10 protein-coding genes are annotated in these 12,793 nt (G+C 45.8%); all 10 read right to left on the reverse strand.

Features of this window, described 5'->3' with window-relative positions; all coding sequences use genetic code 11:
- Positions 1–9 precede the first annotated feature (9 nt).
- Positions 10–315, reverse strand: coding sequence for a L7Ae/L30e/S12e/Gadd45 family ribosomal protein (locus MZO41_RS08685; RefSeq protein WP_013355610.1), 306 nt, complete (start codon positions 313–315; stop codon positions 10–12).
- Positions 305–604 (reverse strand): RNase P modulator RnpM, encoded by a 300-nt coding sequence (gene rnpM / locus MZO41_RS08690; RefSeq protein WP_003640726.1) that lies wholly within the window; start codon positions 602–604, stop codon positions 305–307. Before rnpM ends, MZO41_RS08685 begins: the two co-directional genes overlap by 11 nt.
- A gap of 44 nt (positions 605–648) precedes the next feature.
- Positions 649–1,866 carry a transcription termination factor NusA gene (gene nusA / locus MZO41_RS08695; RefSeq protein WP_003640727.1) on the reverse strand — a complete coding sequence of 406 codons (1,218 nt, stop codon included), beginning with the start codon at positions 1,864–1,866 and terminating at the stop codon, positions 649–651.
- Positions 1,867–1,886: 20 nt separating this feature from the next.
- Positions 1,887–2,363 carry a ribosome maturation factor RimP gene (gene rimP / locus MZO41_RS08700; protein WP_003640728.1) on the reverse strand — a complete coding sequence of 159 codons (477 nt, stop codon included), beginning with the start codon at positions 2,361–2,363 and terminating at the stop codon, positions 1,887–1,889.
- 295 nt (positions 2,364–2,658) lie between these two features.
- A complete protein-coding gene (locus MZO41_RS08705) occupies positions 2,659–6,972 on the reverse strand; it encodes a PolC-type DNA polymerase III (protein ID WP_003640729.1) in 4,314 nt (1,437 codons plus the stop codon).
- 493 nt (positions 6,973–7,465) lie between these two features.
- Positions 7,466–9,175: a proline--tRNA ligase gene (locus tag MZO41_RS08710; protein WP_003640732.1), complete on the reverse strand. Its 1,710-nt coding sequence runs from the start codon at positions 9,173–9,175 to the stop codon at positions 7,466–7,468.
- Between the two features lie 39 nt (positions 9,176–9,214).
- The gene (gene rseP, locus MZO41_RS08715; RefSeq protein ID WP_003640733.1) at positions 9,215–10,492 is read right to left on the reverse strand and encodes an RIP metalloprotease RseP; all 1,278 of its coding nucleotides are present in this window, start codon (positions 10,490–10,492) and stop codon (positions 9,215–9,217) included.
- A 37-nt stretch (positions 10,493–10,529) separates the two neighbouring features.
- The gene (locus MZO41_RS08720) at positions 10,530–11,315 is read right to left on the reverse strand and encodes a phosphatidate cytidylyltransferase (RefSeq protein WP_003640734.1); all 786 of its coding nucleotides are present in this window, start codon (positions 11,313–11,315) and stop codon (positions 10,530–10,532) included.
- Between the two features lie 15 nt (positions 11,316–11,330).
- Positions 11,331–12,110: an undecaprenyl pyrophosphate synthase gene (gene uppS / locus MZO41_RS08725; RefSeq protein WP_003640735.1), complete on the reverse strand. Its 780-nt coding sequence runs from the start codon at positions 12,108–12,110 to the stop codon at positions 11,331–11,333.
- A gap of 119 nt (positions 12,111–12,229) precedes the next feature.
- Positions 12,230–12,793, reverse strand: coding sequence for a ribosome recycling factor (gene frr, locus MZO41_RS08730; RefSeq protein ID WP_003640736.1), 564 nt, complete (start codon positions 12,791–12,793; stop codon positions 12,230–12,232).

The following is a 12,793-nucleotide window of genomic DNA, read 5'->3' on the forward strand; positions in this document are numbered from 1 at the left end:
CACCCTCCTTTACTGTGTCATGATCGCCACCATTTTCTTGGCAAATCCGGCATCGGTAATTGCATAAACAGTGCGCTTATTACCAGTAGCCGTATTTAATTCTGCTTTAGTAAAGGTATCGATCACTGGAACATCATAAGATTGGGCCTTATCATGAAACTTTTTGGCAGTCGTGGAACCGGCATCGCTGGCAATAAAGACCAGTTTAGCCGTCTGATTACGAATTGCAGCCAGGGCTAGCCCTTCGCCTGCAATTTGCTTGCTGGCACGCCGTGAAAGGCCCAGTAGGTTTAAACAAGCTTGCTTAGGCGTCATTTCCGAAGAGTTCCTTTCGGGCTTGTTGATGATCAACATAAGCCACTAACTCATCGTAAAAGTCTGCACCCACTTTGATACCAAACGCCTTATCAAAAGTCTTTTCTTGCTTGGCACGTTGTGCAACTTGTACGTCTAAGGCAATGTAGGCGCCGCGTCCCGGCTTTTTACCAGTCGGATCAACGGACACTTCATCCTGCTTATTCTTAACGACCCGGACTAAGTCTTTTTTGGGATGCATTTCACCCGTCACAATGTCCTTTCGTAACGGCACTTTTCTTTTTTTCATAATCCCAGACCTCCTTTAGTTACTTCACTCACTTAGTGACGAACTTATTCAGCGTCACTTGCTGATTCATCCACAGCAGTTTCTGAGGCAGGCGTCGCCACGGCTGCGTCGGACGTTGCTGGTTCCTCATCTTCGCCGGTATCGGACTGCACTGCCGCGTCTGATGCTGCTTCAGTCGTTTCCGTTTCGGCAACTGCAACATCATCAGGGTTTGCATCCATTATATCAGAAGCTTCGGTTTCCGATTTAATATCGATCTTGAACCCGGTCAATTTAGCAGCTAAACGAGCATTTTGACCACGCTTACCGATTGCCAATGATAATTGATAATCTGGAACGACCACGGTACAACCCCGCTCATTTTCAGGATCAAAAATAACATCCAAAACTTCCGCTGGGTTCAATGCATTCGCGATAAATACGGCTTGATCATCCGTCCATTCCACGATGTCCATATTTTCGCCGTGTAATTCATTGACAATCGTTTGAACCCGTTGTCCCTTGGGACCGACGCAGGTACCGACTGGATCAACGTTAGGATTGTTTGAACGAACAGCAACTTTCGCCCGATCACCGGCTTCACGTGCAATCGAAACGATTTCAACGATGCCATCGAAAATTTCAGGAACTTCTTGTTCAAACAAACGTTTCAACAAATCTGGTGCAGTCCGCGAAACGAATACTTGGGGGCCCTTCGTTGCGTTTTCAACTTTCGAGACGTAAACCTTAATTTTGTCATGAATCCGATAAACTTCACCAGGTAACTGATCAGAACGACCCATGACCGCTTCTACTTTGCCCAAACTAACGTAGACAAATCGGTTATCTTGGCGCTCAACTTCACCAGTGACGATTTCATTTTCATACTGGCTGTATTCGTCATAAATAATGCCACGTTCTGCTTCACGAACTCGTTGCATGATGACTTGCTTAGCCGTCTGCGCTGCAATTCGGCCGAAGTTCTTCGGTGTTACTTCAAATCGAATATCATCACCGATTTCGTAGGCTCGGTTGATAGCCAATGCATCTTGCAAACTAACTTCTAAACGTGAATCAAAGACGTCTTCAACCACTTCTTTAACGGCATAAACGTGAATATTACCCTTAATTTGGTCAAAGTCAACTTCAACGTTTTGAGCCTGGCCATAATTACGCTTATAGGCTGAAACGAGTGCCGCTTCTAAGGCTTCGATGACAACTTCTTTTTTAATGCCCTTTTCTGATTCGAGGGTGTCTAAGGCCCCTAATAATTCCTTGCTCATGTGTAGACTCCTTTACTTATTTAGAACTTTACCGCTAAGCGGGCTTGTGAGATTTGTTCTCGGTTGATCGTCACCGTCTTGTGACGTGTCTTATCCAAGTAATCGATGGTCAAAGTGGTCGGCGTCACCGCTGTCAAATCACCTTCAAAAATTTTCTTGCCATCCAACTTCTGGTATAAGCCAACGTGCACGTACTTACCAATAGCATTTTGAAAATCTGCTTCCTTCTTCAATGGGCGTTCCGCACCAGGAGAAGAAACTTCCAAAAAGTAAGCTTGGGGAATGGGATCAGGCTCCATCGCATCTAGCTTTTCACTAAGTTCATCACTAACCATTGCACATTCTTCAATATTAATGCCGCCCGGTTTGTCAATGTATAATCGCAAATACCAGCTTTGACCCTCGCGAACAAATTCAAGATCCACGAGTTCAAACTGGTGAGCACTGACAATGGCTGCGGCCACTGGCTGAATGGTTTCAACAACATTACTACTCAAGGCTGCGCCTCCTATTCAGATTAGTCCAATAAAAAGAGTGAGCATCGCTGCTCACTCGTTAACGAGTTTTAAATTACAACCCATATATTAGCACAATTATGTTGAAACCGCAAGTTTACGCCATTTATAGCATTTAGCCGTTAGCTTTCAAGTCACAGTAAACTTCCGCTTCAACAGCCTGACAATTGCCGGTGTATCAACATTACAGGCCCTAAATCAGATAAATCTGTCTGAGTGCTGTTAAATGCATCAACCACCGCAAAAATTCATCAAACTTTAACAATTGTCGTGTTTTCTAGAACAACGAGAGTTGGTTTTCATCTGGCAAATCACTTAACACACCATTTTCAGTCATAAAGTCGATCAAACTCTTCGACACTTTTCCACGCTTAGACAGGTCTTCCTTCGACAGGAACGGCTTGTCCGCTCGGGCAGCAACGATTTGCTTGGCAACGTTCAACCCTAACCCCGGAACTGCTCGGAACGGCGCAATCAACGTATCACCATCGATCAGCCAATCCGAAGCATCAGATTTGTCAAGGTCGACCATGGAGAATTTAAAGCCCCGCTCCAACATTTCGTTGGCTAACTCTAAAACGGTCAGTAAGTTTTTCTCCTTGGCGCTAGCATCCATCCCTTTGTCAGTGATCGCCTTCATTGACGCTTTGACAGCATCTTTACCATGGGCCATCGCAACCAGGTCAAAATCGTCAGCACGGACTGAGAAATAAGCCGTGTAATAAATCAACGGGAAGTACACTTTAAAGTAAGCCACCCGCAACGCCATTAAGATATAGGCTGCCGCATGGGCCCGCGGGAACATATACTTGATCTTTAGACAAGATTCAATGTACCAGTCGGGAACGTTGGCATCCTTCATTGCTTGTTGCCATTCATCCGGGATCCCCCGACCCTTCCGCACGTGTTCCATAATTTGGAAAGACATATCAGATTCCATGCCGTAGTGAATCAAGTCGGTCATGATGTTATCACGACAACCAATAACTTCGGCCAGCGTAACCGTGCCATCCTTGATCAATTCTTCAGCATTTCCTAACCACACGTCAGTCCCGTGTGAAAGTCCTGAAATCTGAAGTAATTCGTTAAACGTGGATGGGTGAGTCTCTTCGAGCATCCCACGGACAAACCGCGTCCCAAATTCTGGAATTCCCAGCGTCCCCGTTTTCGAGAAAATCTGGTCTTCTGTGACTCCTAAAACTTCAGGACTGGAGAAAATCTTCATGACGTGCGGATCAACTGGTGGAATACTCTCAGGTTGGACACCCGACAAATCTTGTAACATTCGAATCATCGTCGGATCATCATGTCCCAGAATATCAATTTTCAAAATATTATCATGAATCGAATGGAAATCAAAGTGGGTCGTTTGCCAGGCCGCACTCTGATCATCAGCCGGATACTGGACGGGCGTGAAATCATAAATATCCATGTAATCCGGCACAACGATAATACCGGCCGGATGTTGCCCAGTCGTCCGTTTGACGCCAGTCGTTCCCTTTGCTAATCGGTCAACTTCCGCCGAACGAAGTGTTTGATTCGTATCCCGTTCATACGCCTTGACATAACCATAACCAGTCTTATCAGCGACCGTTCCAATTGTCCCGGCTCGGTACACATTTTTCTCACCGAACAAAACTTTGGTGTAATTATGGGCAATGGGTTGGTAGTCCCCAGAGAAGTTCAAATCAATATCCGGCACCTTGTTCCCATAAAATCCTAAGAACGTTTCGAAGGGAATGTTTTGCCCATCACGCACCATGTCAGTCCCACATTCAGGGCAATCCTTAGGTGGTAAATCATAGCCCGATCCATACTCGTTATTCGTATAAAAGTGCGAGTACTGACAATTTGGACACCGATAATGCGGTGGCATCGGGTTCACTTCAGTAATCCCAGACAGCGTCGCTACGATACTCGAACCGACTGACCCCCGAGACCCAACCAAGTAACCATCTTTATTACTCTTAAATACTAGGCGTTGGGCAATTAAGTAAATGACCGAGAACCCGTTACCGATGATACTCTTGAGTTCTTTATCCACTCGTTTTTGGACGATTTCTGGCAACGGATTACCGTACCACGCATGGGCACGATCCATCGTCAGTTTTTCGATTTCCGCTTCGGCACCCTTCATCCGCGGAGTATACAACTTATCCTTGACCGGTCGCACGATTTCAAATTGGTCAGCAAGCGCGCGGGGCGTGTCAACCACGACCTCATGTGCCGTCTCCGTACCTAAGAAATCGAAATCTTTAAGCATCTCATCCGTTGAGCGAAAATGCACGTCTGGCCGTTCAGTCCGATTTAACGGGTTACCGGGCTGTGAATGAATCAAAATCTTACGATAAATCTTATCCTCAGGATTCAGATAATGCACATCCCCCGTAGCAGCAACCGGGATATTCATCTCATGGCCTAGTTCCACCATGTTGCTGATAATTTCTTCCAAATGATCCGTATCAGCAATCAAACCACTCTCGATCAGCGCCGAATATGCCGGTTTCGGTTGTACTTCCAGGAAGTCATAGTAGCCGGCCTTTTGTCGGGCCTCTTCCTTCCCCTTTTGCATCATTGCAGTAAAGACTTCACCACTAGAACAAGCCGAACCGACCAGGATGCCATCCCGATATTTGTTTAAAACACTGCGGGGTACACGGGGCACGCGGTAATAGTACTCAACATTCGACAAGGAAATAATTCGGAAGAGATTTTTCAACCCCGCTTGGGTTTGCGCATACAATGTCGCATGAAATGGCCGGGCATGGCGGTAAGCCGCATTTTCATTCATATGATCATTCAGCTGATCGTGGAATTGAACCTGATAACGGTCCTCCGCATCTTTCAAAAACAGGTGGTTCAAATGACCAGTCGTCTCAGCATCATAGATGGCGCGGTGATGGTGCTCCAAATTAACGTTGAATTTTTTGGCTAGGGTGTTTAAGCGGTACCCGCGTAAATTCGGATACAGCCACCGCGCCAGCGTCAACGTATCAATAATTGGATTTGTAATCGGCCCCATGTGATGCCGGGCATAGCCCGTATTCATAAAGCCAATATCAAAGGTGACGTTATGACCGACCACGATTGCATCACCATAAAATTCGCGGAAAAGTTTAAACACTTCTTCTTCCGATTTAGAGCCCCGCACCATATCATCGGTGATACTCGTCAAATTAGTGGTTGTTTCCGACAAGTGAAAACCAGGGTCAATAAATTCCTCAAACTGATCAACGACGTTCCCCTTGACCATCTTAACCGCTGACAATTCGATGACCCGGTCATAAATGGCGGACAACCCCGTTGTTTCAGTATCAAAAATAACGTAGGTGGACTCTTTCAAATCAACGTGGGCGTCATTATAAGCAATCGGCACCCCGTCATCAACCATGTTAGCTTCGACACCGTATAAAATTTTGATATTATTTTTTTCACCAGCCGCAAACGCTTCTGGGAACGCCTGTGCCCCCGAATGATCCGTAATCGCAATCGCCGGATGGCCCCATTTAGCGGCTTGTTTGACATAATCACTGACACTGTTGGTTGCATCCATCTGACTCATATTAGAATGCAAGTGCAATTCAACCCGCTTCTCATCTGCCGGCGCCGTGTCTTGCCGACTGGCATGCGACGTTTCGTTAATATCATACGCATTGATCGTTAAATCGCGCATAAAACTATCTTCCTGCACAGAACCACGTACACGTACCCACATTCCAGGCTTCAGTGCCGCGAATTGTGCCTCGTCATCAGCATTCCGTGAGAACTTCTTGACGACCATTGACGAACTATAGTCGGTCACCTTTAGAATCAATAACTGCCGCTGGGAACGCAACGTCCGCACTTCCATATCGAAGACATAGCCTTCCACGACGACCGACCGTTCTTCTTCAGTAATTTGGACCATCTGTTTAGCCGGCTCTTGCGGGTTGATCTGCTTGCCTAATTGGACAGGACCATCAATTGGTGCTGGTGCATCCGCCTGCTTTTGCCGTTTCTCATTGGCCTTTTTGATAGCCGCTTCCGCTTTTTGAGCCAACGCTTGATCAGACTTCGCTTTTTGTTCATGAAATTCCTTGATCTTCGCCTGTGAAGCACTCTCATCAATCATCGTGTGGACGGAGAACTTCGGGAAGCCCAAGCGATGATAGGTACTCTCAATCGGCCCTAATGCTTGGTTAGTTAGAAAATTTTGAATAACTTCATTTTCAGCCAACAAAATGACCCGACCATCTTCATAAGTCGGCACGTTGCTGTTACACAATGATTGGACCAGGGGCGACTTGATCCCACTGTGCTGAACGATCCATTCCCAGTATTCAGCTAGTTCACGACCATTGACCTCGGTATCATCAGTCACGATCGTAAAGGTCACGCGTGCAATTTCTTTAAAGGCGATTTGGAGTTTGTTTTGAAAAGTCATAAATTGTGTATAAGGTAAAACATGTTGGAAATGCAAATGAAATTCCCAAACCTTGGAAGCTTGATGAACGGTCAATTTATCGATCGCTGCTTCTGTAAATTCAGGACCCGTTGGCATTTCAATTTGTTCGAGTAACTTCTCGAACATTTCTTGTTGGTTTAAACTCACCAGTGGTCCTCCTTTTGTTGATTACAATCAGTTAGTAAGACACGCACCGTACTTGTTAATTTGCGCTTGCATATATATTAAAGCAAATCCAATCTTAAAATCAAAAGCTGCTAACCGTGACCCACTAGAAACAGAATCCCGTTTCAACGATGACTTAGTCGCTAACAACTAACCCAACGCCAAGCAAGACTTTTAATATTAACTAGAACCCCAATTAAGTGCTCAGGGCCGCGGTCCACAGTTGGCACTACTTTGTCAGTTTGCTTAACCGAGACCGTGATGCCTCGGCGATTAACGGCATCTGAAATAATCTTCAGTGAACGCACAAATCGTTCACTTGAAACGTTACTATTTTATCACAGTCTGACCGTTGAGCCACGTGATTAATCGGCAAACAAAAATCACCCAGTCAACGGAATCTAACCAGGTGATTGTTGTTGGCGACTATCAACGGGTAGTTGCCATATTTTTATTAACTTAGTTTTGCAGCATTTTAATCGATATTCTTGAGCAGAACGGCCAAGTTGTTGGCGATTTCTTCCTGTTTAACTTCCAAAGTCTCACCAGTCTGGCGAAGCTTGATCTCGACGATTCCTTCGCTGGCCTTTTTCCCAATGGTAATCCGAGCAGGAATGCCCATTAAGTCGGAATCAGCAAACTTCACACCAGGACGTTCCTTCCGATCATCATACAAAACGTTGTACCCAGCGGCTTCTAATTGTGCTTCAACTTGGTCGGCAACCTCAACCTGGTCCGCTTTCTTCGGGTTAACCGGAATCACGTGCACATCAAATGGTGCAATTGCTTTTGGCCAAATCAACCCATTTTCATCAGCGCGTTGTTCAGCGATGGCAGACAACAACCGTGAGACACCAATCCCATAGCAGCCCATAATTACCGGAATATTACGTCCATTGGCATCCAAGACTTCTGCGTGCAAGTCTTTAGAATAACGGGTGCCAAGTTTGAAAATATGTCCAATTTCGATACCCTTGGTGAACTTCAAGACGCCCGCACCATCTGGTGATAACTCACCTTCCTGAACAAAGCGAATGTCAACGTAAGCTTCCGCGTGGAAATCACGTTCAGGGTTGACGTTCGTGAAGTGATGACCGTCTTCGTTAGCCCCGACCGTAATGTTGACCATGTCCTTCACATACTGGTCAGCGACAATTTTAACGTCATCATGAACGTTAACTGGGCCGAGTGAACCAAAGCTAGCGCCCAAATATTGTTGGGCTTGTTCTGGCGTAGCCATTTCCAAGAAATCCGCACCAAGGTAATTCTTCAACTTAACATCGTTGACTTCATGATCGCCACGAACCAGTGCCATTACTGGCTGATCGTCTGCAATAAACAGAATACTCTTAACCAGTTGGTCAGCACCAACTTTTAAGAACTCAGCCAGTTCGTCGATCGTGCCCACTCCGGGAGTATCGATCTTTTCCATATCCTTTAACGAAGCATGTGACTTCTTTGGGACGTATAAACTCCGAGCCATTTCAAGATTAGCCGCATAATCACTCGCATCCGAATAAACAATTGTATCTTCACCAACCGGTGCGATGGCCGAATATTCACGGGAATCCTTTCCACCCATCGCCCCACCATCACCAATGATTGAACGAAACTTCAAGCCGACCCGCTCAAAAATATTCTGATAAGCTTGCGCCATATCTTGGAACGTGTCATCTAATGAGGCCTCATCCGCGTGAAATGAATAGGCATCCTTCATGATGAACTCACGCCCACGAAGTAACCCATAACGTGGCCGATCTTCATCACGATACTTAGCCTGGATTTGATACAAAGTCAATGGCAACCGTTTATACGATTTGATTTCATCGCGAACAATTGACGTAAACGTTTCTTCGTGCGTGGGGCCAAGGATAAATTCTCGGTCATGGCGGTTCTTCAGCTTGAATAGTTCTGGACCGTATGTCTCATAACGCCCAGTTGCTTTCCACAACTCAGCTGGAATGACTGCTGGTACCAGCATTTCCGCTGCATCAATTTTTTCCATTTCTTGCCGAATGATTTTTTCAATATTCGTCAATACGCGGTAAGCCAATGGCAAATAAGCGTACATTCCGGCTGAAATTTGTCGGATATAGCCCGCCCGTAACATCATTTGATGACTCAAGGCTTCGGCATCATTAGGCACTTCCTTGAGTGTTGGGATTAACAATTTCGACTGTTTCATCTACAAATCTTCTCCTTATTGTTCCAAATTAAATATCACTTAGAAGAAATATCGCTGAATATCATTCCAAGTTACTAGAATCATTAATAACATCAGGAGGCCAAAACCAATCAAGGTAATGACACTTTCCGTTTCCACCCGTAGTGGTTTACCCCGAATGCCTTCAACAATGTTTAATAATAGTTTACCACCATCAAGTGCTGGAATCGGTAATAAATTAACAATTCCAAGGTTGATCGACAGCACGGCGAGCAAATATATCACCGTGCGCACCCCGGACTTAGCGGCTTGCGAGGTCGTGGCAAAGATTGCCACCGGCCCACCTAAATCGTTCAAACTGAACCCGTGAGTGACCATCCGACCAAGCACTTGAAAAATTTGTTTGGTAATTCCCCACGAACCAGTAAAGCCGTATGCTAACTTGGCCCCCAGGCTCGTGTCGGTCTTAGTCGCCCATTGGACCCCGATTTGACCGATTCGATTACCAGAGACCGTCTTGGCAGCAGGGGTAACCGCAATTTTTTTAGTCTGACCGGCCCGGTTGATGGTCAAAGTCAACCGTTGCTTCGGGCTGTCTTGAATCAACAGCGAAATCGATTGGGCACTCGTCATTTTTTTACCGTTAACCGCCACGATTTGATCGCCCTTTTGAATACCGGCCGTACGGGCAACTGAGTCTGCTGTCGTCGCCGCTACGTGGGTCGTTGTACTCGTAACACCACCCTGCATAAAGGCAAGAATTGCAAATGTAATGATGGCCAAAATGAAGTTATTCATCGGTCCGGCAAAATTCGTCAACATTCGTTGCCATAACTTGGCCGATTGAAATTGGACGTCGACCGGTGCAATTTGAACTTCGGTACCATCGCTTTCAACGATCGTAGCGTCATGATCGACGGCGTAGTGTTTAACTTCACTTTCGTCCCCGTTCTCATAACCTTCGATCCAGAGTTCTTTTTCGAGATCAGTCGCCGTCACTGACAGTGGAATTCCATTGAACAACGTTGTCTTCTTACTAGCATTGATTGAATGAACAATACCATCCGGACCAATTTGCAAACTAACTGGCGTTCCGGGCTTGAGTTCTTCATCTTCATCATCGGCCACCCCGGCCATCCGTACGTAACCACCGATTGGCAGAAACCGTAACGTATAAGTTGTTGCATTACGACGAAACGCGACCGCCTTGGGCCCCATCCCGACAGAAAATTCACGCACTAGAATCCCAGCCTTTTTGGCAAAGTAAAAGTGCCCAAATTCATGGACGATGACCAAGATTCCGAAAACGATAATGAACGTAATAATTGTAACGATCAATTAAGCGCTCCTTTCTCCCGCGTTTCGGGTACTCAGCTTAAAAGAGGCCGAATAAATGTGCAATTGGAAAAACTAATAACATACTATCAAATCGATCTAGGATACCGCCATGTCCCGGCAAGATCTTACCAGAATCCTTAACACCATAGTAACGCTTCAACGCGGATTCTACTAAATCGCCAAACTGGCCAACTACTGATAAGACTAAAGTAATCAGTACCATACTGATGACGCTAGCATAGCCGACGTGAAACCCAATTGCAAAGGCACTGGCAACGATCACACCAATCACGCTACCCCCAATACAACCTTCCCATGTTTTATTGGGGCTGATCGGTGTGACTTTATGCCGACCCAGTTTGCGTCCGACCATGTAAGCCCCACTATCTGTCAGCCAGACAATGAACATCAGGAAGAGTAACATGTAAACACTGACACCCCGCGCAGCCGTGAAGTAGTTGAAGCCCATCCCGATGTACAGGACGCCTAACGTCAACATTCCGGCATCATCAAATGAAAAGCGATTCCGCGACCACACAGTGTGTAACAGTAGCAAGATAACTAAGAAGTAAACCACGTACTCCTTGTTTAATTGGTCTGGTAAGCCATTGAACCAGTTATTCGGTGCAATTTGAATCATAACTGCAAGCATGCTTACGATTGCTTCAAATGAAATCAATAATTTTTTACGCATCACGAGTAACTCGCTCATCGCAACGGCCCCTAACAGCATGGCCACAATATCTAAGGTTACCCCGCCCACAAAAATGACTGGGATAAATAAAATTAACGCAACGACAGCCGTAATGACTCGTTGTCTCATACCAAAAACTCCCTTTTATTTATGATCCGACAACCCACCAAAGCGCCGATCACGGCTCTGAAAATCCGCGATACAGGCTTGAAGGGTAGCCGCTGTGAAATCCGGCCACTTCACATCAGTAAAGACCAGTTCACTGTAGGCAATCTGCCACATTAAGAAATTTGAAATGCGTTCTTCACCACTCGTGCGAATCAGCAAATCTGGATCATTGTATGGCGCAAGTGGTGCCGTCATCAGTGCTGCGTCGATGGTTGCATCATCGATATCACCAACCGCCAATTGACCATCTTGCACTTGCTGGGCAATTTTTTGCACCCCGGTCACGATTTCGGCCCGTGAACCATAGTTGAGAGCAAAGTTCAGCACCATCCCATCACAATCTTTGGTATCTGCAATCGCATTTTGGACTGCTTTTTGCGTTGCTTCTGGCAAGTGATCAACGTAGCCCATGACTTGCACCCGCACATTATTTTTTATCAAGTCCGGTACGAAAGTATCAAAGAAACTCACTGGCAGTTGCATGAGGTAATTAACCTCATCAGTTGGCCGCTTCCAATTTTCAGTTGAAAACGCGTAAAGCGTCAGGACTTTAACGCCCAAATCACTTGCGGCAATCGTAATCTTTTTGACCGTGTTCATACCTTCCTTATGGCCAGCAACCCGTGGTAAATGCCGTGCTTTGGCCCAACGCCCATTGCCATCCATAATAATGGCGACATGGGCTGGAATACGTTCAGGATCCAATTGCACGTCGGTGTTATCTGCAGGATCATTCTTATTAAAAAAAGCGAACAAGGCGCACCTCCATAAAAATAGCTTAACTATGCACTATTTTACCAAAAAAAGCACTAATTAACTATTCGTCAACAAAAAAAGGCTTGAATTTCTCCAAGCCTTAATAAATTGGTCGGTCATTAACCTTCCAAAATTTCTTTTTCTTTGTCCGCAACGATCGCGTCGACGTCCTTACCCGCTTGATCCGTTAACTTTTGGGCTTGGTCTTCTAACTGATGTAACTGGTCGTCAGTGAATTGACCATCTTTATGGCCCTTCTTCAAGGCTTCCATTGCATCACGACGCACGTTTCGAACGGCGACCTTGGCACGTTCACCTTCCGCCTTAACGTCCTTGGCAAGTTCTTTACGCCGTTCTTCCGTTAATTGTGGAATAACTAACCGAATCGCAGAACCGTCGTTAGCTGGGCTAATACCGAGGTCTGACGCTAAAATAGCCTTTTCGATTTCTTTAAGGGCACTCTTATCAAATGGGGTCACCATTAAGACCCGTGGTTCGGGTACCGTAATTGCCGCCATCTGATTAAGTGGTGTTTGCGCACCGTAATAATCTGCAGAAATCCGATTCAATAATGATGCGTTAGCCCGGCCAGCCCGAATATTACCGAGCTCGCGTTGTAAAGCAGCTTCCGCCTTCTTCATCCGTTCCTGTGCTTCTTTTAAAATTGGTTCCGTAATTGCCAT

Source organism: Lactiplantibacillus sp. C232, from assembly GCF_023806725.1.
Lineage (GTDB): Bacteria > Bacillota > Bacilli > Lactobacillales > Lactobacillaceae > Lactiplantibacillus > Lactiplantibacillus plantarum.